We start from the raw sequence: 25383 nt of genomic DNA, 5'->3' as shown, positions 1-25383 counted from the left end.
AATGATACACCGTCTATTTCATAACCATTTAGAAGAACCAATTGGAATAATAGTGTGCTCCATATTATTTCTCATCGTCGCTTTTTGTTATAAGAAATTTCCACCTAAAAAAATTAATCACTTATATGGTTTTAGAACCAGACGCACCATGGCAAACCAAGAGATTTGGGATGTTGCAAACCATCGTGCCGCAAATAATATGTGGAAGTATTCCATCATCCTTACGATTGTAGGCATCTTAATTTTACTCTTAGATATTCCTCACCCTATGATTGTATTTCTAGTTGTTCTATTTGTAGGGCTTGCCATTTCTATCTGGACTACTTATAAATATGTAGACAGTCATTTTGATAAGAATGGGAACAAAAAATAGTTGTTACGCTTTCGCGAAAGCGTGTGCGAGCGTATCTAATCTACTTTTTATCATTCTGATTTATAGTTTGAACTGTTATCTTTGCGGCTATGATAAAATCGATGACTGGTTTTGGGAAAAGTGTCGTACAAGTTCCTGGGAAAAAAATTACTATAGAAATTAAGTCGCTTAATAGCAAAAACTTAGACCTTAACGCGCGTATTCCTTCTACCTACCGTGAGAAAGAATTAGCGCTACGTAATATGGTCGCTAAAGAGCTGGAACGCGGTAAAGTGGATGTAAGTCTCTACCTTGAAAGTACGGGTCAAAATACTAATACGATTATTAATGAATCTGTGGTCCTTGCTTATTCGCAGCAACTCCAAGAGGTAACTCCAGGAGGCATGGAAAATGCAGAAGCAGTAAAAATTGCGATGCGACTGCCTGATGTTCTTAAAACAGAAAAGGAAGAACTGGATGAAAATGAGTACCAGTCTATTGTTACAAACTTACAAGCAGCATTAAAAGAGATCAATGCTTACAGACTGGACGAAGGAAATTCATTAAAAAGTGAATTTGAATTACGTATTGCAAACCTGCAGCGCTTACTAAGCGAGGTCATTACACTTGACGTGGACCGCATAAAAGATGTAAAAACAAGACTTCAAAAAGCAGTAGTTGATCTTAAAGCTGAACTAGATGAAAATCGATTTGAACAAGAGCTCATCTACTATCTAGAAAAATACGACATCACAGAGGAGAAAGTGAGATTAAAAAATCACTTAGATTACTTTACAACTTCTCTCAACTCTGCAGATTCTAATGGAAAAAAACTAGGCTTTATCGGTCAAGAAATAGGAAGAGAGATTAATACAATAGGTTCAAAATCTAACTATGCACCTATGCAACAGCTTGTAGTGCAAATGAAGGACGAGTTAGAAAAAATAAAAGAGCAAGTTTTAAACGTACTCTAATGGGAAAACAACCAGAAGAAAATAACTTAGAACATCAAGGCAAACTTATTGTTTTCTCAGCACCATCTGGGAGCGGAAAAACTACGATTGTACGGCATCTACTTAAACAAGAAGAGTTAAATCTTGAGTTTAGTATTTCTGCTACAAGTCGTGAGCCAAGAGGGGAAGAGAAGCATGGTAAAGATTACTACTTTATATCCCTTAAAGATTTTAAAAATCACATCAAAGCAGATGAGTTCTTAGAATGGGAGGAAGTGTATCGTGATAATTTTTATGGTACTTTATGGAAAGAAGTGCAGCGCATATGGGCTATGGGAAAGCATGTTATTTTTGATATAGATGTTGTAGGGGGGCTACGCATTAAAAAGAAGTTTCCTGATAAGACACTTGCAGTTTTTGTAAAACCTCCAAGTGTAGATGAGCTAAAAATACGTTTGAAAAAACGTAGCACAGAGAGTGAAGATAAAATAAATATGCGTATCGCAAAAGCCTCTGTAGAGCTTGCTACAGCACCACAGTTTGACCATATTATTTTAAACGATAATCTTGATAAAGCACTCGCTGCAGCTCATACACTTGTAGCAGAGCATATACTTGATGTTGCTGATGGGGCTGTTTTGTAATGTAAATCATAAATTTATATCTCTTTGAAAATAGGACTTTATTTTGGAACCTTTAATCCCATTCATATTGGGCATCTTGCTATAGCAAATCATTTAGCAGAATATAGCGACCTTGAAAAAATATGGATGGTAATTACACCTCATAATCCTTTCAAGAAAAAAAGCTCATTACTAGATAATAACCATCGGTATCAAATGGTTTTAGAGGCCGTAGAAAGCTATGATAAAATTGAGCCCAGTACGATTGAGTTCAATCTACCGCAACCTAACTATACAATTAACACCCTTGCCTATTTAGAAGAAAAGTATCCACAACATGAGTTTTGTCTAATCATGGGTGAAGACAATTTAAAAAGTCTTCATAAATGGAAAAATCATGATGTTATTCTTGAGCGCTATCATATCTATGTATACCCCCGTATTTCTGAAGGGCAAATAGAAACTCAGTTTGACAATCACCCAAAAATACATAGGGTAAAAGCACCTATTATGGAGATCTCATCTACAATGATCAGGAATGGAATTGCATTAGGTAAAAGCATACGCCCGTTACTCCCTCCAGAGGTGTATACTTACATAGATCAAATGAATTTTTATAGATAGCATATTTCTTATGCCTAAAAAAGATCTCGCTGCCCAAAACTCCAAAGAAGCATCTTATTATGGGCTTATAATGGTAGTTTCTTTTCTTGCGTGGTATATTATAGATAGAGTAATGCAAACCAAGTCTGACTTACCTGATTTTCTTATAGGTTTTTCGGTAGTATTATGTTTATTGTCCAGCATTATCACTATTATAAAATACGTTAAGTCTAGAAAGGAACCAAGGACTACTCAACGTAATAAAGCAACTATTTTTGCAATCCTAGCGTGTATCTTCTGGGTGTTAGTGCTTTTTAAAATATTTAAAACAGTGCTTCCCTGAAATTATACATGACCCTTGGTTTAATTTCACCTCATAAAAAAAGAGCAAACATTACTAGCGTTTACTCTTTTATATAACGTGTATCCTGATACTGTTTATTACTTATCCAAATGTGGTATACGCAATACTTGACCAGGATAAATCTTATCTGGATCTGAAAGCATAGGCTTATTTGCTTCAAATATCTGAGGGTATTTCATAGGATCTCCGTACATCTCCTTAGAGATTTTACTTAGAGAATCTCCACTTTCTACTGTGTAAAAACGCGCTTCTGGCTCTGGATTTTCAACAGTTAATCTATCATCTACGGTAGCTATTCCTGTTGAGTTTCCTACCACAAGAACAACTTTCTCTTTAGTTGACTGATCATGTGCACTTCCTGTTACTACAGCGACATCTCCATCTATTGAAATATCAAGATTGTCTACATCTAACCCTAAATCACGTATTGTCTCTGTCATGTTTCTAGCCGCGTGTGCATTGCGCAATGCTATCTTTTCTTCGGCTGCAGCTGCTTTTTCTGCTGCCTCCTCTTTATCTGTTTTTCCTATACCAAATACTTTTGCACCTGCATTTTTAATAAATGAAAATAATCCCATAATTCTGATTTTTAGTTAGTGTTTCAATTGAATTAGAAAGTTACAAAAAACGAGTGGTTGTATCCATATATTAAGACTAGTTTGGCAAAAGAAACAAATATTTAAAGCGGTATAGCTTAAGGTAAAAAGAAGTGTACGCTTTCGCGAAAGCGAACTATAACTATTATTAATAAATTTTGTGTTTCGTTTTTATTTTTTGTGTCAATACATATAATCTTCACAAACATCCAAAAAAAAGAACCCTCACTCTAAGTACCACCTTAGGTAAGGATTCTTCAACTAAATAACCAACCAAAAACTCGTCAATCCCGTTGCTGTCTATTGAGCAACCATTTATTCTTTAAGCGCCTTAAGCTTTTTCTCTTTAAGAGCTTCTATTTCTTTTTTAATTGTTGCCGTTTTCTTACGGTATTTAGGCAACTTGGTAGATTTACCGTCTGTTGACGTTCTAAATTCTATGTACCCTCTACCTCGAAATTCATAAGTTGTTCCAGTTGAAGGCTGATATAACTCTATGGTCGTATCATCAATAATAGTCAAGTCAAAGTCTTCAAATTCTAGTGTATTATACTCAAGAAACAATGTCTTCTGGTAAAACTCACCTGGGATATCATCTACATCATAAATACCGTTGAAATCCCAAATAATATCATTTATATAAGTTCCATTTGGATCTATTGAACTTCTAAAGTTTCCTGAGTTGCCTGCAGGTAAAAACTGTAGAAAGTTTTCATCGTCAAAAGGATTTACCTCTCCTTCATCACTTGCGTAAATTTTCTCCCATGCCTCAAACTCTTGAAGAAAGTAATGTATGTTCTCATAGAATACAAGGTCATAATCAAAGCTACTGCGTTGAAAACCTTCTAATATGTAACGCGCGCCAGTAAATGGATGATAAAGCTCTATTTCAAAATTAGATAACACTCTTACATCAAAAGAGTAATCTCCATCTAGATCATGAGCAACATCTAGCTCATAATTAAAAGTATCATACCCAGCCACTGCAATACCAAAGCCTCCACCATTTTGTCCAATACCAGAAAGGTTATTGTTTGCAAAGAGGGTACCATTTCTAAAAGATACTGTAAATGCTTTTTGTAAAAATGGTACCACTGTGTCACCAGATGAACGGTCTATGTCAATGTACCATATTTCATATTGATTCAATACTTGATTAAGTGTGGGACCTGCTGGTTCTATATAATCATCTGTGACTACTACTTCTGAGTAACATGATGTAAAGAGAGCTGCAATTAGCACGAATCCGAAAAGTTTTTTGATCGTTTTCATAAGTGTTCGTTTTTTGATTCCCTAAATACAAACCAAAACACGTGCCAAAAACTTAAAATTCTGTTAATCAGTTATTTATGTTGTATTAAAATTATAATTTTAGAATAGTGAATTTAAATCACTTGAAAGTTTACTAGGTCATATTACATTATATGATTTCAAATAGCTTACCTGGTAATGGCCTTACCACTCCCTTTAATTCCATTTGTAATAATACGCTGGCAACTTTAAAGGTGGGCATTTTACAATGTAAAGCAATACTATCTAGAAGTTCTTTACCATTATTACTAAGAAAGCGCCACACTAGTTTTTCATCATCTGTAAGCTCTACAAAAAGTTGTTTTTGTATAACAGGTTTTGTTTTTTCTTCCAGCTTCCAATTAAGCATGTACACGATATCTGCTGCATTAGTTAGTAAGTGTGCTCTAGATTGTTTTATAAGATTATTACAGCCTATACTTTGTTTATCATTTGTTCTACCTGGTACAGCAAATACCTCTCGGTTATACCCATTTGCAAACTCTGCGGTCACCAGTGAGCCTCCCTTTGCGGCAGACTCTATAACAATAGTTGCTTCAGAGAGGCCAGCAATGATGCGATTACGTTGTAAAAAGTTTGTGTGTACAAATGTACTCGAGCTCCAAAAATCTGTCACAAAACCCCCATTTCTTTCCACTTCATTAACATATCTAGCATGCACCTTTGGATAAATTTGATTTAACCCATGTGCTAGTACACCCACGTTTTGCAATCCATGCGCTATACATGCTTTGTGAGTTGTTATATCAACTCCATAAGCAAAACCAGAAATAATAAGTGGGTTGAGTGGTGCAATTTCGGCTATAAATTTTTTAATGAAATCTTCTCCATAGGTTGTAATCTTTCGCGTTCCCACAATACTTAGTATGCGTGGATTGTTCCAATTAATCTTTCCGCGAGAAAATAGTATTACTGGACTGTCGATGCAATGTTTGAGTCGCAGTGGATATTCGTCTTGTAGATACGATACGGCATGAATACCGTCATTACTCATATATTCTAATTCTGCTTTCGCGAAAGCATAGTATTCTTCTTTACCAAAAGCACTTAATTTATGCTCTCCTATCCCATCGATAGCTAATAAAGTGCTTTTTTTCTGTAAGAGCACCTCCTGAGCACTACCAAATTTTTGTATAAGCCTTTTTATAGAACCATCTCCTAGATGTGGAGTGTATTGTAAAACTAATAAGGCAAGAAGTTCTTTTTCTGACATTTATGACATATTAATGGGAGTAACAAGAAACAACAAAAAAATGTGTTAATAAAATCTTGAAAGATGTCTCCAGCTGAAGTTGATTTTTTCTAAATTTGAGCTTATGCAGTTAGACCAGTACATAAGTGACCTTCTTTATAGATATGAGTGTGTAATTTTACCAGAATTTGGTGCCTTTCTAACACAGTTACAGAGTGCTCAAGTGCATTCTAGTACTAACGCTTTTTATCCACCTAAGAAAAAATTATCTTTTAATAGGCAGCTTATAGATAATGATGGTTTATTAGCAAACTATATCTCAAAAACAGAGATGATTCCTTATGAGGAGGCAACTATGAAAATTGCATCCTATGTGCGCTATTTATATGATGGATTGCATAAAGGGGAAAGTCAAACGTTACAAAATATAGGATCTCTTTCTCTTGATGAAGAAAATAAATTACATTTTGAACCATCGTACCATCTCAATTATTTAACGTCTTCATTTGGATTATCTTCCTTTACTTCTTCTCAAGTGCTCAGAGAAGTTTATAAGGAAGAGGTAAAATCTATAGAGGCTACAACACCGATAGTTTTTACCCCAGAAAGAAGAAACAGTAATTGGCTTAAATATGCGGCGGCGGCCGTAGTGATTCTAGGAGTATCAGGAATATTAGGTTACACCTACTTGAGAGATGTAGAGGAGTTTAATTATGCTTCAAAACAAGAAGCAAGTATACAACTAGAGGATAAAATTCAAGAGGCAACTTTTGTAATTGAAAATCCACTACCTGCAATAACACTTGCAGTTTCAAAACCTACGGGTAAATATCATATTGTTGCAGGAGCATTTCGACAAGAAGAAAATGCTCAAACTCGTGTCTCACAACTACGTGAAAAAGGCTACAAGGCACGTCAAATAGGTATTAATAGATATGGTTTACACCAAGTTGTTTATGGTAGTTTTACTGATAGTGATGAGGCAATAAATATGCTCAGAAAAATACGTAAAGAGGACAACTCTTCTGCTTGGTTACTCGTACAAAAGATTAAGTAGCGAGTCTAGAAATAGACTATTTTCAAAATAATACATTTACATATATAGATCTAGTGTATTCTTAAAGCTATTCTTAAAATTACACACATATCCTAGTTGCATCTTAAATTTTTACAAAGAGTCTTTTCGTCTTGTGAGACCTACGTACCTTTGTCTAAAATATGAAATATGGAACCGAGAACTCCAAGTGATTCAAAAACTATACTTACTGACCTTGTACTTCCTAGTGAAACAAACCCATTAAATAATTTATTTGGTGGAGAATTACTCGCGCGTATGGACCGTGCTGCTAGTATTGCTGCAAGAAGACATTGTCGCCGTATTGTTGTAACTGCCTCTGTGAATCACGTTGCTTTTAACAGAAGTATTGCTTTAGGTAGTGTTGTTACTGTGGAGGCAAAAGTATCTCGTGCTTTTAAAACTTCTATGGAGGTATTTATAGATGTTTGGGTAGAAGATCGTGAGAGTGGGCAACGCTCTCAAGCAAATGAAGCAATTTACACTTTTGTTGCTGTAGATGACCAAGGGATTCCTGTACAAATACCTAAGCTAATTCCAGAAAGTACAGTAGAAAAGGAACGCTTTGATGCCGCTCTGCGACGCAAACAGCTTTCTTTAGTGCTTGCTGGAAAGATGAAACCTAATGAAGCAACAGAGTTGAAAGCTTTATTTACATAATTGCTACCTTCTTAAAATAGTAAAGCCTCCCATTGGGAGGCTTTACTATTTTAAACTTAATAAAAGTGGCTACCACTTTTCTACTTCTTCTCTAATAGCTTCTTTTGATTTTCCTGTTTTTTCTTGGATACGTCCAGCTACTTCATCAAACTTACCTTCTGCAAAGGTTTCATCATCATTAAACATTTTTCCATATTTCTGTTTGAATTCTCCTTTTACTTGATTCCATTTTCCTTCAAATTCTGTAGAGTTCATAATTTTATTTGTTTTTTTGTTCACTTCTAAATTACTTATAATTAAAAGGTTGCTGTAATAAGAAACTATTAAAATAAACTTAGTGTTATGCTAAAATTAAAGTCGGACTGCTTAGTGACATATATAATTACGCTTTCGCGAAAGCGAAAAAAATTACATTCCTAATACCCAGTCTGCGGGGTTGAGCTTTGAAGTATTTCTACGAACTGAAAATTTTAAAATTGTTTTGCCACTAAAAGCATTGCGAGTGATCTCACCTAGTGTTTCTTTATAGGCTATCTGATCACCTGTTTTGACTTTTATGTTTTTAAGATTTGTATATACTGTGAAATAATCTCCGTGCCTTATAAAAACAGTTGCGGCGCCTCCTTGCATATCTTGTATGGTTGTGACTTCTCCTGCAAATACGGCTCTTGCCGAAGCGCCTTGACTGGTTTCAATTTCTACTCCACTATTAATAGTTGTAATCCCAGGTAAGGTAGGGTGTGCAGATTTCCCAAAGCGTCTTGTGACACGCCCACGCTCTACCGGCCAAATAAGCTTTCCTTTGTTTCTAGAGAATTTTCTGGCTAACGTAACCTCTGCTGGTGTTAGGGCAAAACCTTTATTGCTTGTGGTTGACTTACCTGCTTTTTTATTACTAGCTTTAATTGCATCTGCAATTATTTTATCTATCTGATGATCTATACGATCTGTTTCTCGTTGCTTTTTACGTAACTGTGCTGTATAGCTACTCGATTTTTTCTTGATTTCTCTAACAAGTGCTGCTTGTCTTTGTTTTTCTTTATCTAGCGCTGCTTTTGCAATTCGATTTTCTGCTATTAAGACATCTTTATCTTTCTTTTGCTGTACGAGCTTTTTATTAGTTTGTTGTAAAAGCTTTGTGCGCTCTTTTATTTGATTTCCCTGTTTCTTACGGTAATTAGCATATTGTTTCATATACTGAGTACGCTTATAAGCTTGCTTAAAGCTTTCGCTAGATAAGAGAAACATTATTTTACTTTGTCCGCTTTTACTTTTATATGATTTACGGATCATCTCTCCGTAATCTTCTTTTAAAATGGTTAGCTCCTCTCTCAGGCTTTCCATCTTAGATAAGTTTTCGTTAATTTCCCGTGTAAGTAAATTTGCCTGTCTATTTGTAACCTTTATTAAATCTGTACGCAGTTTTATTTTTGTGTCTAGGTCCTCTACTTGTGTAAGAATAGAAATTTCTTTCTTTTTATTTGTATCCCGTAAACGCTGCAATTGTGCCATCTCTTGCTTGAGCGATTCTCGGCGTTTTTCTAGCTTCTTTTGCTCTGCAGATTGACCAACTACTGTTGAGACAATAAAAAAGAGGAAAAAACAGCTCAAAATAGCTTTATAAGAGAAACAACTATCTTGCATGAAGCTCTATTTTAGAATATCCTGATGGTATAGAAAATGGAAAATTAGTATCTACATTTATATCTATATCTCTAAAATCTATACTTACTCGAGTCTGATTTTGATTATCATTTGCTAGAATATCTATTTGTGTAGGAAAAGGTTTTCCTTCTACATTACGATAAGCGCCATATACTACGTCTAACGAGACATTTTCTGCAGGTTGTTCAACTCGTTGTCTGTCTACCATAAAATTTTCAGAACTTATGGAAAATAATAAATTTATACCCTCTAATTGTTTTCTAGGAGTGATAGTGTATCCTACTGCCGTTTTTTTAAAATCATACTTCCCTTCTCGTAAATCATACACTGTTTGTCCCGACAATAAGCGTTGCAATTGAAAAAAGTCAATATCAACTCCTAGATATTCACTCAAAAACCTAAAATCACCCTCAAAATATTGCCGATTAAGCTTATCATAAAATTGAACTTTATCAGGGGTAATCAATGCACGAGCTCCTGAAATACCTAATAGAGAAGCATTGAGCCATATTTTTTTATCTTTTTCAATACGAATCGTTACAGTGACAGACTGGCTATTGTTTTTATCTTCATACCTTAAACGCGTACGAGCATCCATGGTTTTATACTCAAGTGCATTTGCATAATATTCATTGATCAATCTTGAAGATGTTATATCTTCTGCACTTTCTGAAGTTGCAATCTTTTTTGTTCCACTACAGCTTGCTAGAAGTATAAATATGAATAAGTAGCTATATTTTTTCATTAATTTTCTTTTGCTTGTAAGCTTTTAACCTTCTCGTAATAACTTTTTGCTTTAGAAGAATCTCCAGTCCCCGAATAAGCATCGCCCAGTTGATTATAAAAATCTGCTTCCATTTTTACATCATCAATGATATAATCAATTCCCGTTTCTAACTGTATTATTGCTTCTTTAAATTTGTTTTGCTTATTTAAAGTTACTCCATATGTTAAATATAATAAAGGTTGTGAAGGATATAAGTCCAAGGCTTCAGAGACCGTTTTTTCTGCGTCCAAAAACTGATCTTCATCTAGCTGGAGAAGTATAATGTTTTTAATAATTTCAAGATCTTCTGGGCTAGTAGCTAAGGCTTTTTTGAAGTATGGCAATGCTTTTACTTTATCCCCTTTTTGTAAATAATATACTGCTAATTCATAGAAGATATTAGCACTTCCCACTTGTTTATCAAAGACGGTGATAGCATTTTCTAACTGCATCTCAAACTGTGGATTTTCATTTACAAAAATCAAGAAATCGTTGAGAACATTATGCTTACCTTCTAGAGCGATTGTTTTACTTTCTAGCACTTTTTGCATCGCTGCTACTGCAAGGTCTGTTTTGTTGTCAATAAGATAAAATTTGTAAAGAGCTAGTTGCACTTCATCTGCTTCTGGGTTTACTTTTTGAAGTTCTAACGCAGTTTCATATGCCTTTCTAGAATTACCTTGTTCACTGTAAAGAAAGATAAGCTTCAAATACTCGGCTGTACTCTTTGGGCTAGAAACAATATTTTCTTCAATTTCTTTCACTTGTCGCTCTGTATTTCCAGAGAGCATGTAAAGTCTATTTTTTAATTGATCACGATAAAGATCTGGTCCATACTCATCTTCCAACTCATCTAAGAGGTCAAGAGCTTCATTGTAACGTTTAGTCTGAGTATAAATACGGGCTAGATCTTCTTTGTATTGAATATCAAAATCCATTAGTTCCTTTACTATTTTCTCTGCAGCTGTATAATCTCGCTGTGTATAGTAAACGTCGTACAAGACTATTAGAACATCTTTGTCATTTGGGTTTATTTCTAAGGATTTTTTGAAATCTTCTATAGCTCGATCATAGTTTTTCAAAAACACATTATTTTTACCCCTTTCAAAGTATAGGATTGCCTTTTCTGGTTCTAACAAAATACATTTATCTAAAGCACTTATTGCACGGTCATAGTTTTCTATGCCCTTTTGTTTTAATGCTTCAAAAAATGAAACTTGAAAAGCATCTGAAACATTGCCTAAGTCATCTACATTCTCATCCTCAAATGGAGTTTGCTCTAGTGGTTGCTGTGCGAGGATACGCTTTCGCGAAAGCGTAACCAACACTATAAAAACGAGTATGTAGATTTTCTTATTCATCCTCTAAATATCATTTATTTCATCACACTGTAATCACCGAGGCTTACTCTTGTAAATGAACCATCGAAATGCACTTTATTACCTATCATAGCCTCTGTCCATTGTACGTTCTTAATATAACTCTGTTTTTGAATTAAGCTATGTGTGATTGTACTATCTTCAATTGTTGTGCCTGCTCCAATTGCTACACCTGGACCAATGGTAGTATTTTTTAACACAACGTTGTCTCCTACAAAGCAAGGCGGAATGATTTTAGAATTTTCTAATGTTACATTGTCGGCAACGAGTTGTTCTTGACCATCATCGTGTAAAAATTGTAACATCTTACTGTTTGTTTCTATCGCCACTTCCTTGTTACCACAATCCATCCACTCATCAACCGTACCTGTTTTAAATATACGGCCCTCTGCCATCATTTTTTTTATGCCATCATTAATCTGATACTCGCCACCATTCATTATGTTTTCATCTATTACCTCTTGTAGCTTCTCTTTAAGAACGGCTACATCTTTGAAATAATATATTCCTATCACTGCTTGGTCAGAAACAAAAGTTGAAGGCTTTTCTACAAGCTCTATAATATCTTGTTTTTCATTAAGTTTTACCACCCCGTATGCTTCAGGATTAGCGACAGTTTTTGTCCAAATAACGCTATCTGCATCTGGGTCTAGCTCTAAATCTGCACGTATCAAAGCATCTGCATAGGCAATTACAGCTGGCCCACTTAAGGATGGCTCTGCGCTCATGATAGCGTGTCCCGTTCCCAATGCCTCTCCTTGACGATATATTGATGCCTTTGCCCCTAGACTAGTTGCTAGCTCCCCTAATTGTGTGGTTACCTCATCTCCAAAAAATGTTGGGTCACCTAAGATAAAAGCAATTTCTTCTATAGGTTGGTCTAATATTTTAGCAATGTCGCGCACTAATCTGTGTACAATGGGAGATCCTGCTACTGGAATTAAAGGTTTTGGTACAGTAAGACTGTGTGGACGAATACGGGAACCTAATCCCGCCATAGGTACTATTATTTTCATTAAAAATGTTTTTATAATTCTCGCTTTCGCGAAAAATTTCTATTATTATTTTACACCTGTAGAGCCAAAGCCTCCCTCTCCACGATCTGTTGTAGAGAGTTCTTCTACCTCATCCCACTGCCCTTGTTCATGTTTTGCGATGACCATTTGAGCAATACGTTCACCATTTTCAATAGTAAATGGGTCGTTTGATAGATTTACTAATATAACACCTACTTCTCCACGATAATCTGCATCAATAGTACCTGGTGCATTTAGAACGGTAATTCCTTTTTTTGCAGCAAGACCACTTCGAGGTCTTACTTGCGCTTCAATACCTACAGGTAGTTCTATTAAAATTCCAGTTGGAACGATTGCTCGTTCTAGTGAACCAATGGTTATTGACTCCGTGAGATTTGCACGTAGATCCATCCCCGCACTAGCTATTGTCTCATAGTGTGGTAGTGCATGATTACTTTTATTTATGACTTTGATTTTCATCTGTTTCTTTTAATTATAACTAACTTATCTATTTATTTGAGTTTTTTTTACGAAAGCAAAATCACTTTCTTTTAAAAAGTGATAACAACATATCTTTTTCCTTAAATCCAATAAGAACGGATAATACTAAGGTCATAAATGTACCAATAGTATAAGTAGTTAGAGTTCCCACGCCGTAATATGATCTTACTCCGTAAAAAAACACACAAGAAAAAGAAATACTTATGATAAGGTACAAAAGTATATTTTTTACATCATAAGGAATTGCTAAATGTTTTCTTCCGATATAATAGGAGATAATCATCATGATTCCATAAGCAACACATGTAGCAATAGCACTAGCAAGATATCCTATTTGTGGTATTAATAACACATTAATAAGAATAGTGAAGGCAGCACCTCCAGCAGAAATATAAGCGCCATATCTCGTCTTATCTGTGGTTTTATACCAAACAGATAAAGTCTGATAAATACCGAAAAATAAATAAGCTATCAAAATCAAAGGAACGATGTACATACCTTCCCAATAATCTGTATTATTGAGTAAAATCACTTTCACAACATCTACTAAAACCACATATATAAAAAGAGCGATAGCCCCAAAGACTACAAAGGTCTTTGTGATTTGTGCATACATCTGAGTTGCATTTTTATTACCTGCTTCACTAAAGAAAAATGGCTCAATCCCAATTCTAAATGCGGTTGCATAAAGGGTCATTCCTATAGACAATTTGTAGCAGGCCCCATAAATTCCTACTTGGCTATCTGCTATTTTCTCTGGTAAGAGTCTCTCTAAAAGTATTTTATCAAAAGATTCGTTAACAACAAATGCAAGACCCGCAATGAGTATAGGTCCTCCATATCTAAGCATTTTTTTATGCAAAGCCCTATCAAAATTCCACTTTTGAAAATACGGTTTAATAACTATCAGTAATGTTATTAAACTTGGGGCAAAAAGGGCTATAAAGACGAGTTCTATTTTATCTGAAGGAAAATAACTTTTAATGATGTCTAACCTAGGCAACCACACTAGTAAAATCACGGATAATGTTGTTGATATCACAACGTTAAGCAACTTGATCATCGCATATTTAGTGGATTTACTTTGTGCTCGCATGTAGGCAAAAGGAATGACGGCAAGTGTATCAAAGGAAATAATTAAAATTACCCATTTCCAATATGCACTAGGAACTCCAGAAATACCTGCTAGAAAATCAATCGCCAAAAATGCTAATACTGCAAAAAATACAGTTGTTACAAGAAGAGAAATTAGCGAGGTAGATAATGTGCTTTCTTTATGTTTTTTTTCATTAAAAAATTTAAAAAATGCAGTTTCCATACCGTAGGTAAGAATCACATTTAAAAACATTACGTATGAAAAAACAATCGTCACTTCCCCAAATGCATCTGTATCTGGAAGATATCCAGTATACAACCTCGTGAGTAGTGCTGTTAGAATTCTAGGTAATACGGTTGCTAGACCGTAAATGAATGTATGTTTGAAGAGACTTTTAAGCGTACCCAATGATGTTTCAGTTTATGAAGCACAAAAGTACAGAAATTAGTCACGTCTATTGGTTCTGCTCTTTTGGTGGTGCACTAGGATAGTAGATAGGCTCTCTTTGAAGCACACTATTCATAATAGTATATTTTACAACCCCATTCTCTGTATACTGAATACCTGCTTGACTCTCTGTTAACGGAAAAGGGAATTTCACGGTAGTGCTTGGAACGTTATTTGCAGCCTCCTTATTTACATCACTTGACATAATCACATCTTCTTTTCCTGTGCTCATTTCTTTAGTACGCGCACTATAACCGATTGATGTTGGGTATACATCACCAGACTGGCCTGCAAAATAAACTTTATTTAATTTTACGTTTTCTGGAAGATCAAAGTTCTCTAGATGGATTTCATAGCCAGTACCACCCTCCTTAGTACCTGCGGTATAGGAATTAAAATAAATGGTTTCGTTTACAAAATTTGGACTCGAAAGTTCGACCTTTTGTTTTTTCGCTGCACTTTCTGTAGAATTACATTGAATACAAACTAGTGCACAAATTATTGAAAAAGCTGTTATATAAATTTTTGATGTCATCATAATTATAGAATTTTTATAAAAGTATTCAAAATTTATTCCGAATTGTTATTATTAAGTAAAGTTTAAATCTATAATTTTATTTTTTTGCCTTTAGATGTAATTTAAATTTTTTATCACAAAAACTAACATTGGGAAACCTCACCTTATAAATGCCTATTATACAGTCTCCTTACAAAGCAATAGGGCTTTTTAAAAATGCTCATTTTTCAACTATATATTCTGCAAAAATACGGCGGGTACATGGAGTGTCACAAAATCGTAAACGACTAGAACTCCCAGATGGTGATTTTGTGGATATTGACTGGTCATATACAGATAGTTCTCTTTCGCGTAAGCGTGCCTCAAAAGTAGCATTACTACTTCACGGGCTAGAGGGTGATGCACAGCGCCCTTACATGTTAGGGATGGCTAAACTGCTTGTTAATAATGGCTATGATGTCGCGGCGCTTAATTTTAGAGGTTGTAGCGGTTCCCAAAATCGTCTCTATCGCTCTTATCATAGTGGTGACACACGAGATATTTCACACTTGGTCAATATGCTATCATCTCTAAGCTACAGTATGATAAATTTGTACGGTGTGAGCTTAGGTGGCAATGCACTACTAAAATATTTGGGTGAAGGGCATATCATTCCAAATAAGGTTAAAGCAGCAGCCTGTATAGGAGTTCCTGTAGACCTTAAAGCATCACTAGAACAATTAGAAAAAAGAGAAAACATCATTTATAGAACCTCTTTTCTTATTCACTTGCGAACTAAGTTTAGAAAAAAAATGAACTGTTTTCCTAAACTGATGCGCTTAGAAGATTATCGCAAAATTGATAGTCTAAAAACATTTGACGACTTATATACTGCTCCTGCTCATGGGTTTGAAAACGCGCTTGATTATTATACGAAAGCGAGCAGCTATCAATATCTAAACAGAATTAAAATACCTACCCTTATACTCAATGCTAAAAATGATAGTTTCTTACACGGTAATTGTTATCCGACACAAGAGGCAAAGAATAATGACGATTTATTTTTAGAAATGCCAGCGCATGGAGGTCACGTAGGTTTTTATACAAGAAGTTCGTTTTACTATAATGAAACTAGATCATTAGAGTTTTTTGAAGAACATTCTTCTTAGTTACTTATCTTTATATACTAATTACTAATAGAAAAATATTTTATGAAACGTATACTAATAGTTCTAGCTATAGGAGGATTACTAATAGGCTGTGGTGAAGACACAAAAAAAGAATCTAACGAATCTATTAAAATTGGCACCAAAAAAAACACCCCAAAAGTCAACGACAACACTGTTAATCTCGCGCTCTCGGGCAATGATTTAATGCAATTTGATAAGAATGAACTTTCTGTAAATGCTGGTGCAGAGGTTAGTCTTACTTTTCGACATACTGGAAAAATAGACAAGAAGATAATGGGGCACAATTTTGTGCTACTCAAGCCTGGGACTTCTATTCCAGAATTTGCAGCAAAAGCCGCTTCTGCTGGAGAATCTCAAGATTGGATTCCAGAAGGTGACCAAGTAATCGTTCATACAAAAATGATAGGTGGAGGAGAAACTACTACGGTGACATTTACTGCCCCAAAAGCTGGAACATATGATTACATATGCAGTTTTCCAGGACACTCTGGACTTATGAAGGGAAAATTTATTGTAAAATAAAAAACTCAAAAGATCCTAAGGTGTGAAGTTTATTGCCTTAGGATCTTTAAATTTTATAGAGTAGGTTTTTTTCTGTTTTGCTTCTTTTCTGCTTGTTGTTTCTTAGCCATCAGCCGTTTGAGCTTTGCTACTTTTGACGGACGTCGCTTTTTGCGAACTTTTGGCCGTACTATAGCAACTTCTAATAAACCGAAAAATCTGTTGATTACTTCTTCTTTATTTCTATGCTGGCTCCTTGAAGCTTCTGATGAAAGCTGCAGCAAACCATTCTTTGTGATACGGTGAGAAAGTTTTTCTTTAATACGCACAAGCTCCTCATTTGTAAAGGCTTCTGTCTCGCTTGTATTCCAAGAGAGCTCCACTCTTGAACTCGTTTTATTTACATGTTGTCCCCCTGCTCCACTACTTCTGGTAGCTTTAAAATGTAGTTCTGAAAGAAGTTGCTTCTTATTCAATATTATTTATTTTTACGACATCGCTCACTGCAGTATATAACCTTGTCCCAATTCTTTTCCCATTTTTTTCTCCACATAAAGGGTCTGTCACACACGGGACATATTTTTATGGGAAGATTTGATTTTTTCACACTAAGGCTATTACACTAATATTTACCTCTCAAATTTTCGAGCATCACATCTGTTATTTCCTCTAAGCCGTATTCATGTTTCCAGCCCCAATCATTCCTTGCTGCACTATCATCGATAGATGCTGGCCACGTATCTGCAATTGCTTGTCTAAAATCTGGCTCATAAGTAATTGAAAAATCAGGGAGGTGTTTTTTAATACTTTCTGCTACATCTTCTGGAGCAAAACTTACTCCTGAAAGATTGTAAGAAGATCTAATTTTTATTGCTTTTTTAGGAGCATCCATAATTTGGATCGTCGCTCTTATAGCGTCTTCCATGTACATCATAGGTAAAACAGTTTCTTCTTCAAGAAAACAACGGTAATTGCCATGTTTAAGTGCTCTATGGTAAATATCTACCGCATAATCTGTAGTTCCACCGCCTGGCTCTGTCGTATAACTTATAAGTCCTGGATATCTTATGCTACGCACATCTACTCCAAATTTTTTATTATAATACTCACACCAGCGCTCACCTGTTTGTTTTGATATTCCATAAACCGTTGAAGGTTCCATAACTGTTAGTTGAGGCGTATTGTGTGCTGGGGTAGTTTCACCAAATACAGCGATGCTTGAAGGCCAGAAAATTTTCTTTATCTTTTTTTCTTTCCCTAAATTAAGAATATTAAAAAGAGATGTCATATTAAGGTGCCACGCCTTTGCTGGAAAACGCTCTGCTACAGCAGATAACATTGCTGCCATGAGATAAACGGTTTCCACATTGTGAAACAAAATTATATCTTCAACTGCTTTTAAATCTGTGGCATCGAGCAATTCAAAGTGCCCTTCACTCATTAATTCTACATTTCCTTCTCTTATATCACTTGCAACCACTTTGTCAGCTCCAAAACGTGTTCTCAAAGCTAGTGTGAGCTCTGTACCTATTTGTCCACAGGCTCCTATAATTAAAATTCTTGATTTCATAAATAACGTTTAATGGGTACGCTTTCGCGAAAGCGAATAAGCAAACTTACGGATTAATGTCACTTCCATTTATCGATTTGAACTACTTTTGTAGTGGTAATATGTCTAAATCTTATGAATTACACTAAAATATTTATCCTCATTTTATTTGTTAGTATTCTAGCAGCCTGCAATAAGAAGAATACTGAGTCGCCCAAACAACTTGAAGTCAATAAAGTTACCTTAGATACGCTTAGATTATTACCTCCAGAAAATCTAAAATCACCTATCCCACTCACTTCAAAAGCAAAAGCTGCCGTTCAAGACTGGTCTTTTTACAAGGAGCTTACAACAGCTATTAATAATATTGATGCAAAAACATTGTATGAATTAAGAGAAAAACTCGAGGGGTTTAATACCATTTATGAAGTCTCAGAAGAGGCCACAGAAGCTGAAGTATCTGTAACTCCAAAAGAAGTAGAAACTAACGCCATAAATGCACGCCTTCTAGCAGTGAAAACCAGAATTGATGCACTGCAAAATGAAGCAGATCTCAACAACCCAAGTGCTTCACAATTATCCATAAAAATAGGTGAATTAATAAATGCATACCAAGATCTCAACCTACAGTTAAATGAAGTTTACAATACAAGTGTAAAAGACTTACTAGAGGAGATCAAAGCAGAAAATGAAAAAGATCAAATGGATGATAATCAAACAGTAATTATAAATGCCCCATCTGAAAAAAAATAAACCTCACAATTATGAAAATTCTCATTATATACGTCAGCATTTTATTATGCGCATCTTGCATACCAAATAAAAATATCATTGAGGAAGAGGAGGCTATTCAAAACTCTTTAACACAGTGGCATGAAGCCGCTTCTAAAGCAAATTACAATCAATATTTCGATTTAATGACCTCTGATGCTGTATTCATTGGAACAGATGCATCAGAAAATTGGAAACTTGAAGAATTCAAAACATTTTCAAAACCTTATTTTGATAAAGGTAAAGCCTGGTCTTTCAAAGCCTTAGAACGTAATATTTTTCAAGACGCAACTAATCCTACAACAGCATGGTTTGACGAATTACTTAACACTCAAATGGGAATTTGTAGAGGATCTGGTGTAATGAGAAAGCAAAATGGATCATGGAAAATTCAACATTATGTCCTATCCATTGCCGTACCAAATGAACATGTTTCTGAGCTTACAGAAATAAAGAAAGATTGGGATGCTGTGTTTAGAAAAAAAATTGAGAATTGAAAATTCACAGTGAACCTTAGTTAATTTTTTTCCGTCTTCTAAATAGTATTATGACAATACATTAGAAACTTATAATCTCAATCAATTATATTTGCTGTTCTTAAAAAAAAGTTAATATGATGAGATTGTTTTATTTTTTGTTGATCCTTTTTGTTTCTGGAGTATGTAATGCGCAATTAGGTAGTAAAGCTCCATGGATGAATAAATTAGATTCACAAACGCGCTCATTAGATCAACCTACATTTAAGGAAATTGTAAATTCTTTTGAGGCTTATTGGAGTGATAAAGATGAAACTACAAAAGGTAGTGGATATAAGCCCTTTAAAAGGTGGGAGTCTTTATATCAATATTATCTAAATACTGATGGTGCCGTTATGAAACCCACACAACTGTGGGATGCTTGGAAATCTATTAATGAAACTAGATCAATTCAATTAGATAATAGTGATTGGAAAAACATTGGGCCACTTACACATACTAATACAGGATCATGGTCTGCTGGTCAAGGTAGAGTTAATGCAATGGCTGTAGACCCAAATAATCCAGCAACTATCTATGTAGGAGCTCCTGCTGGTGGATTATGGAAATCTAATGATACTGGAAATTCTTGGGTTCCATTAACGGATAACCTTCCCCAAATAGGTGTTTCTGGAATTGCCATAGATCAAACCAATTCTGATATAATTTACATCGCTACTGGTGATGATGATGCAGGCGATTCTTATAGCGTTGGGGTTCTAAAATCAATTAATGGAGGGATCACTTGGGAGTTTACAGATTTAAATGTTGACAACTCACCATCTTCTATGAATGATATTATAATAGATCCTTCTAATAATGAGGTGCTGTGGGTATCAACTAACCAAGGTATTTTCAAAACTGAAAATGGAGGTGATGTTTGGGTAAATGTTGTTTCTGGAAATTTTCAAGATTTAAAAATAAAGCCAGGTAGTTCTAATGTTTTATATGCAGCAACTTCTAGTAGAATTTTCAAATCTTCAGATGCTGGAGATAGTTGGGAGCCCGTAAGTACTGGTTTTATCACTGGAGCCTCTCGTATTGTTTTAGATGTAACTCCTGCAAATCCAGATGTCTTATATGCATTTAAGTCTGACAATTCTTACGGCGCAGGGGAGATATACAAGTCTGACGATAGCGGTAATACATTCACTAAAACATATAATGGAAGCCCAAATGTTTTTGAATCAACCCAGGCGTGGTATGACATGGCATTTGCAGTTTCAGATACTGATGAAAACGAAATTTATACAGGTGTTTTAAATATTTGGAAATCTACTGATGGTGGAACAAATTTTACTAAATTAAATAATTGGAATTCTCCCAATGACGCATCTTACACGCATGCTGACATTCATAATCTAAATTTTATTGATGGCATTCTCTATTGCGGAAGCGACGGAGGTTTCTATGCGTCAACTGATCAAGGAACTACTTTTACGAGCTATACAGATGGATTAGCAATTGGTCAGTTTTATAAAATTGATGTTGCAACATCTGATGCATCATTAATTGCTGGTGGTCTACAAGATAATGGTGGATATGCAAGAGCTAATGATATTTGGCAGAATTATTATGGAGCCGACGGTATGGAGAATGTTTTCGACCCTCAAGATCCATCAAAAGTTTATGGATTTACACAAAATGGTGGTGGTTTATATACTTCAATAACTGGCGGTGCCTCTAACGATGGTTCCTTTGGAGGTCCAGAAGAAGGTAATTGGATAACACCATTAGCTTTCTCAAAAGATAAAAAGCTCTATGCTGCTTACAGAGCAATCTATGAGTTGAATTTGTGTTCAAATTCTTGGACTGCAATATCATCAAGATTTAGTGAAGCTATTGATAAGCTAGAAACTGATCCTAATGATCAAAATACAATGTTTATAGCTACCGGATCCACTTTAAGAATGAGTACAAATGGCGGTGCTGAATTTTCAATTGTTGAATCTTTTAATCGAAATATTTCTTCAATAGAAGTCAACAATAATAATAGTAGTATATTATATATTGTTACAGGAGGATCGAATGGACGCATTTATAAAGGTAACATTACTAACGATTCTATAGATTTTGTTGATATAACGGGATCTTTACCATCTATACCAAAACTAGTTATTAAACATCAAAATTATGAAGGCAATAATCCATTATATTTAGGAACGGCGCTTGGTGTTTGGAAATATAACGATACTACAGCTGATTGGGAGCCTTTTCAAAATAACTTGCCTCATACTGCTGTGCGAGATTTAGACATTAATGAAAAGAATGGAATACTGACTGCGGGTACATACGGCCGAGGTATTTGGCAATCTGCTATTGAGATCACTCCAGTTACAAATGATCTAAGCTCAACAAGTCTTGTTATAAAGAATAATCAATCTTTGAGTTGCTCAGAAACTGCAACAATATTGACATTTGAAAATAATGGCACATCTGTCGTTACCGCTGCTAATATTCTATATAATGCTGCAGGAATAACCAATAACGTTCAGTGGAGTGGCTCATTACAACCAGAGGAAACTACTGCTGTTGAACTACCGCCACTTGGGTTATCTGCTGGATCATATATACTTTCTGCAAGTATAACAGTAGATGGAGATCAAAGAATTGACAATAATGACGCAAGTGTTTCAATTTACGTAAATGAAGAAAGTGCAGGAAATATCATTAACGAGTTTGAATCTCAAGAGGATGAATTATTAATTATTTCCTCAAGCGATAATATTAATTGTGCAGCATCTGAAAGTGTATGGCAACGAGGAATTCCATCAGGTACTTCTTTAAATACCACTATATCAGGTGAAAATGTTTATGGTACAACACTTAGCGGAGATCATCCAAATAATGTGAAAGAATATCTCACAACAAAATGTTATGACATTTCCTCTCTAGAAATACCAGTTTTAACTTTCTACATGGCATTTGAGTTAGAAAATAATTTTGATGTCTTATATGTTGAATATACAACAGATGACGCAAATACTTGGAGCGTTTTAGGAAGTGCAAATGATCCTAATTGGTATAATAGTAATTATACTAACTGTGTAAACTGTAAGGGAGCACAGTGGACAGGAAAGGATGACACATCTTGGAAACAATATAGTTATGATCTTAGTGATTTTGCTTCACAAACAAATATGATGTTTAGATTTGTATTTCACTCAGATCAAGGAGTTGCCGAAGAAGGAGTCATCATAGACAATCTTAAAATAGGGCAAGCTCCTTTATCTACTGATGATATAGTCATAAATGGTTTAGCAATATATCCCAACCCATCTAATGGGGTGTTTACAGTAAATTGGGCAGAAAATACACCTGTGACTTTAGAAGTGTTTGATGTTTTAGGAAAATCAATCACTAAAGAAATTAATATAAATGAAGGTGAAAAAATGTATATGTTAGATTTAAATAAATTTGCTTCGGGTCTATACTTATTAAAGATACATACCGCAAATAAGCAGCTTACTAAGAAACTTATTTTAAATTAAGATAAATAAGCTAAAAAACGTAACGTTCTGATTAGATCTACGTCCTATAATATATAACCAAAAATATCAAATAATAAAATGAAACACTTTAACCTGGCTGCAATTGCTGTACTTTCTGCAGTAGCCATCACTAGTTGTAAAACAGAAGTGAAACAAGAGACAGCTCAAGTGGAGAAAATCCCTGGAATTGTTCTTACTAACATGGACACTACTGTAACTCCTAACGAAGACTTTTACAATTACGTAAATGGCACATGGATGAAGAACACAGAAATTCCAGATGATAGATCAAGTTGGGGAGGATTCTCTGTTTTGAGAAAGTCAACAGATGCAGATGTTTTAGCCATTATAGATGAAGCTCAAAAGAGCGGAAAATACGATGCGAATACAGATCAAGCAAAAGCGCTAGCTATTTTTAATAGTAAATTAGATACTGTCGCTCGTAACAATGCTGGAATTAATCCTTTACAACCTGCACTTGACGAAATCGCTGCAATAGAAGACTTAAACGATCTACAGACCGTACTTGCCACAAACCCAGCGGTTAGCTCTCCTTTCTTGAGTTTAGGAGCTGGAGCAGATTTAAATGACAGCTCAATGAATACTGTATATCTAGGTGCAAATGGTCTAGGGCTTCCAGACAGAGACTACTATATTGATCAAGACGAAAAGTCAAAAGAAATACGCGCAGAATATAAAAAGCATATTTCTAGAATGTTGCAAATGCTAGGAGATACAGAAGCTCAAGCAACAGCAGCTGCAGATAAAGTTTTAAAAATGGAAACGCAACTCGCTGTTCCTAGACTTGATAAAGTACAGAGTAGAGATGCTCGTAATTATAATAACCCTCGATCTATCGCTGAAGCCGATGCTATGCTTACAAGCATTGATCTTAAGAAGATGATCACAGATTTAGGAATTAAAAAAGAGTTTGATACGCTTCTAGTAACACAACTAGAATATACAAAATCACTAGATGCTTTCTTAAAAAACACACCTATTGAAGATATCAAAACACTCGTACGCTGGGATACATTTAATAGTGCATCCGGGAGGTTAAGCACTGCCATAGAAACTGCAAACTGGGAGTTTTACAACAAATATTTGCGTGGAGATAAAAAACAGCGACCAGCAGACGAAAGAGCGTTAGCTACAGTTAATGGTACTGTTGGAGAAGCTTTAGGTCAATTATATGTTGATGCAAAGTTTCCACCAGAAGCAAAGCAAAAGGCAGAAACAATGATTACAAATGTCATTTCTGCGTATAAAGACCGTATCAAGAAGTTAGACTGGATGAGTCCAGAGACCAAAGAAAAAGCGATTGAAAAATTAGATAAGTTTACTGTTAAAATTGCATATCCAGATAAGTGGGAAGATTATTCGACCATGGAAGTTTCATCAGATAAAACATATTTTGATAATATGACCGCAGTTGGAAAATGGGGTCAAGAGAAAAACTTCTCAGAAATTGGGGAGCCTGTTGATAGAACGGAGTGGGGTATGTCTCCTCAGACTGTTAATGCTTATTTTAATCCTCTTAACAATGAGATTGTATTCCCGGCAGCTATTTTACAACCTCCTTTTTACAATTACACAGCAGATGAAGCTGTAAATTATGGAGGAATAGGAGCTGTAATAGGTCACGAGATATCACATGCTTTTGATGATAGTGGAGCTCGTTTTGATGCAGATGGAAATCTAAAAAATTGGTGGACAGAAGAAGATCTAAAAGCGTTTACTGCTCGTGGTAACGCACTTGCAGAGCAATATGATAATGTTGAAGTATTAGATAGCGTTTTTGTGAATGGAAAATTCACTTTAGGCGAAAACATAGGTGACCTTGGAGGTGTTTTAGGAGCATATGATGGGTTACAGAAATATTATGCAGAGAATGGACGTCCAGATAATATAGATGGTTTTACGCCTGAGCAACGTTTTTTTATGTCATGGGCAACAGTGTGGAGAACAAAAAGTCGTGACGAGGCGTTACGTACTCAAATTAAAACAGACCCACATTCTCCAGGCATGGTAAGAGCTGTACAACCACTTCTTAATGTAGACGCCTTTTATGAAGCGTTTGATATTAAAGAAGGAGATTCTATATATTTAGCTCCAGAAAAACGTGTTCGTATCTGGTAAAGACATTCTCTACAAAAGAATCTTAATTATATTAAAAACCGTTTCAGAAATGAGACGGTTTTTAATTTCTAGATGAAATTATTTTCGCTTTCGCGAAAGCGTATTCATCATTTTAAAACAAATTAATCCTTG

The 25383-nt window shown here is 35.1% G+C and carries 27 protein-coding genes; 13 read left to right on the top strand and 14 right to left on the bottom strand.

Annotated elements, in window-relative coordinates; all coding sequences use genetic code 11:
* Position 1 precedes the first annotated feature (1 nt).
* The 5 genes from OD90_RS09425 (at position 2) to OD90_RS09405 (ending at position 2874) form a co-directional block, all read left to right on the top strand.
* Positions 2 to 373, top strand: coding sequence for an SdpI family protein (locus OD90_RS09425; RefSeq protein ID WP_144668924.1), 372 nt, complete (start codon positions 2 to 4; stop codon positions 371 to 373).
* An 89-nt stretch (positions 374 to 462) separates the two neighbouring features.
* On the top strand, positions 463 to 1326 hold the full coding sequence (locus tag OD90_RS09420; protein WP_261374497.1) for a YicC/YloC family endoribonuclease: 864 nt from the start codon (positions 463 to 465) through the stop codon (positions 1324 to 1326).
* Positions 1326 to 1949, top strand: coding sequence for a guanylate kinase (gene gmk / locus OD90_RS09415; RefSeq protein WP_144668923.1), 624 nt, complete (start codon positions 1326 to 1328; stop codon positions 1947 to 1949). The genes OD90_RS09420 and gmk overlap by 1 nt, the downstream gene beginning before the upstream one ends.
* 24 nt (positions 1950 to 1973) lie before the next feature.
* Positions 1974 to 2552 carry a nicotinate (nicotinamide) nucleotide adenylyltransferase gene (gene nadD, locus OD90_RS09410; protein WP_144668922.1) on the top strand — a complete coding sequence of 193 codons (579 nt, stop codon included), beginning with the start codon at positions 1974 to 1976 and terminating at the stop codon, positions 2550 to 2552.
* 10 nt (positions 2553 to 2562) lie between these two features.
* Positions 2563 to 2874 carry a hypothetical protein gene (locus tag OD90_RS09405; RefSeq protein WP_144668921.1) on the top strand — a complete coding sequence of 104 codons (312 nt, stop codon included), beginning with the start codon at positions 2563 to 2565 and terminating at the stop codon, positions 2872 to 2874.
* A 98-nt stretch (positions 2875 to 2972) separates the two neighbouring features.
* Here the strand turns inward: OD90_RS09405 and lysM are convergent, their stop codons facing one another.
* From lysM to dprA, 3 genes are all read right to left on the bottom strand, one after another.
* Positions 2973 to 3473: a peptidoglycan-binding protein LysM gene (gene lysM / locus OD90_RS09400; RefSeq protein WP_144668920.1), complete on the bottom strand. Its 501-nt coding sequence runs from the start codon at positions 3471 to 3473 to the stop codon at positions 2973 to 2975.
* Positions 3474 to 3806: 333 nt separating this feature from the next.
* Positions 3807 to 4763, bottom strand: coding sequence for a nicotinic acid mononucleotide adenyltransferase (locus OD90_RS09395; protein WP_144668919.1), 957 nt, complete (start codon positions 4761 to 4763; stop codon positions 3807 to 3809).
* Positions 4764 to 4911: 148 nt separating this feature from the next.
* Positions 4912 to 6015: a DNA-processing protein DprA gene (gene dprA, locus OD90_RS09390; protein WP_144668918.1), complete on the bottom strand. Its 1104-nt coding sequence runs from the start codon at positions 6013 to 6015 to the stop codon at positions 4912 to 4914.
* A gap of 103 nt (positions 6016 to 6118) precedes the next feature.
* Between dprA and OD90_RS09385 the strand changes: the two genes are divergently transcribed.
* Both OD90_RS09385 and OD90_RS09380 read left to right on the top strand, forming a co-directional pair.
* Entirely contained in the window at positions 6119 to 7051 is a 933-nt protein-coding gene (locus OD90_RS09385) for an SPOR domain-containing protein (RefSeq protein ID WP_144668917.1), read from the top strand.
* 168 nt (positions 7052 to 7219) lie between these two features.
* Positions 7220 to 7729, top strand: a complete 510-nt coding sequence (locus OD90_RS09380) for an acyl-CoA thioesterase (protein WP_144668916.1) — start codon at positions 7220 to 7222, stop codon at positions 7727 to 7729.
* 69 nt (positions 7730 to 7798) lie between these two features.
* Here the strand turns inward: OD90_RS09380 and OD90_RS09375 are convergent, their stop codons facing one another.
* From OD90_RS09375 to OD90_RS09340, 8 genes are all read right to left on the bottom strand, one after another.
* On the bottom strand, positions 7799 to 7984 hold the full coding sequence (locus OD90_RS09375; RefSeq protein ID WP_144668915.1) for a CsbD family protein: 186 nt from the start codon (positions 7982 to 7984) through the stop codon (positions 7799 to 7801).
* Between the two features lie 153 nt (positions 7985 to 8137).
* Positions 8138 to 9373, bottom strand: a complete 1236-nt coding sequence (locus OD90_RS09370) for a murein hydrolase activator EnvC family protein (protein ID WP_144668914.1) — start codon at positions 9371 to 9373, stop codon at positions 8138 to 8140.
* The gene (locus tag OD90_RS09365) at positions 9363 to 10139 is read right to left on the bottom strand and encodes a DUF4292 domain-containing protein (protein ID WP_144668913.1); all 777 of its coding nucleotides are present in this window, start codon (positions 10137 to 10139) and stop codon (positions 9363 to 9365) included. Before OD90_RS09365 ends, OD90_RS09370 begins: the two co-directional genes overlap by 11 nt.
* Positions 10139 to 11521 carry a tetratricopeptide repeat protein gene (locus OD90_RS09360; protein WP_144668912.1) on the bottom strand — a complete coding sequence of 461 codons (1383 nt, stop codon included), beginning with the start codon at positions 11519 to 11521 and terminating at the stop codon, positions 10139 to 10141. Before OD90_RS09360 ends, OD90_RS09365 begins: the two co-directional genes overlap by 1 nt.
* A gap of 14 nt (positions 11522 to 11535) precedes the next feature.
* A complete protein-coding gene (locus OD90_RS09355; protein ID WP_144668911.1) occupies positions 11536 to 12555 on the bottom strand; it encodes a nucleotidyltransferase family protein in 1020 nt (339 codons plus the stop codon).
* A 45-nt stretch (positions 12556 to 12600) separates the two neighbouring features.
* Positions 12601 to 13035, bottom strand: coding sequence for a dUTP diphosphatase (dut, locus tag OD90_RS09350; RefSeq protein WP_144668910.1), 435 nt, complete (start codon positions 13033 to 13035; stop codon positions 12601 to 12603).
* A gap of 61 nt (positions 13036 to 13096) precedes the next feature.
* Positions 13097 to 14560, bottom strand: a complete 1464-nt coding sequence (locus OD90_RS09345; protein ID WP_261374496.1) for a lipopolysaccharide biosynthesis protein — start codon at positions 14558 to 14560, stop codon at positions 13097 to 13099.
* Positions 14561 to 14606: 46 nt separating this feature from the next.
* Entirely contained in the window at positions 14607 to 15137 is a 531-nt protein-coding gene (locus tag OD90_RS09340; protein ID WP_144668909.1) for a hypothetical protein, read from the bottom strand.
* Between the two features lie 149 nt (positions 15138 to 15286).
* Between OD90_RS09340 and OD90_RS09335 the strand changes: the two genes are divergently transcribed.
* Together OD90_RS09335 and azu are read left to right on the top strand one after the other, a co-directional pair.
* A complete protein-coding gene (locus OD90_RS09335; RefSeq protein ID WP_144668908.1) occupies positions 15287 to 16264 on the top strand; it encodes a YheT family hydrolase in 978 nt (325 codons plus the stop codon).
* A 42-nt stretch (positions 16265 to 16306) separates the two neighbouring features.
* On the top strand, positions 16307 to 16807 hold the full coding sequence (gene azu / locus OD90_RS09330) for an azurin (protein ID WP_144668907.1): 501 nt from the start codon (positions 16307 to 16309) through the stop codon (positions 16805 to 16807).
* A gap of 53 nt (positions 16808 to 16860) precedes the next feature.
* On the opposite strand, the gene arfB is transcribed toward azu, so the two are convergent.
* From arfB to OD90_RS09315, 3 genes are read right to left on the bottom strand one after another with little or no spacing between them, the layout of a single operon-like run.
* On the bottom strand, positions 16861 to 17262 hold the full coding sequence (arfB, locus tag OD90_RS09325) for an alternative ribosome rescue aminoacyl-tRNA hydrolase ArfB (protein ID WP_144668906.1): 402 nt from the start codon (positions 17260 to 17262) through the stop codon (positions 16861 to 16863).
* A 2-nt stretch (positions 17263 to 17264) separates the two neighbouring features.
* Positions 17265 to 17393 carry a DUF2256 domain-containing protein gene (locus OD90_RS09320; protein WP_144668905.1) on the bottom strand — a complete coding sequence of 43 codons (129 nt, stop codon included), beginning with the start codon at positions 17391 to 17393 and terminating at the stop codon, positions 17265 to 17267.
* Between the two features lie 15 nt (positions 17394 to 17408).
* Entirely contained in the window at positions 17409 to 18356 is a 948-nt protein-coding gene (locus OD90_RS09315) for an NAD-dependent epimerase/dehydratase family protein (protein WP_144668904.1), read from the bottom strand.
* 114 nt (positions 18357 to 18470) lie between these two features.
* Here OD90_RS09315 and OD90_RS09310 point away from each other — a divergent pair, with 114 nt between their 5' ends.
* The 4 genes from OD90_RS09310 to OD90_RS09295 all read left to right on the top strand — a co-directional run bounded on the left by OD90_RS09310 (position 18471) and on the right by OD90_RS09295 (position 25251).
* On the top strand, positions 18471 to 19088 hold the full coding sequence (locus OD90_RS09310; protein ID WP_144668903.1) for a hypothetical protein: 618 nt from the start codon (positions 18471 to 18473) through the stop codon (positions 19086 to 19088).
* A gap of 11 nt (positions 19089 to 19099) precedes the next feature.
* Positions 19100 to 19603: a nuclear transport factor 2 family protein gene (locus OD90_RS09305; protein WP_144668902.1), complete on the top strand. Its 504-nt coding sequence runs from the start codon at positions 19100 to 19102 to the stop codon at positions 19601 to 19603.
* 116 nt (positions 19604 to 19719) lie between these two features.
* Entirely contained in the window at positions 19720 to 23112 is a 3393-nt protein-coding gene (locus OD90_RS09300; protein WP_144668901.1) for a T9SS type A sorting domain-containing protein, read from the top strand.
* 78 nt (positions 23113 to 23190) lie between these two features.
* On the top strand, positions 23191 to 25251 hold the full coding sequence (locus tag OD90_RS09295; RefSeq protein ID WP_144668900.1) for a M13 family metallopeptidase: 2061 nt from the start codon (positions 23191 to 23193) through the stop codon (positions 25249 to 25251).
* Positions 25252 to 25383 lie beyond the last annotated feature (132 nt).

This window comes from Dokdonia sp. Hel_I_53 (genome assembly GCF_007827465.1).
Classification (GTDB): Bacteria; Bacteroidota; Bacteroidia; order Flavobacteriales; family Flavobacteriaceae; genus Dokdonia.
Note: the sequence above shows the minus strand (reverse complement) of the source record. Positions and strands in the feature narration are given on the sequence as shown.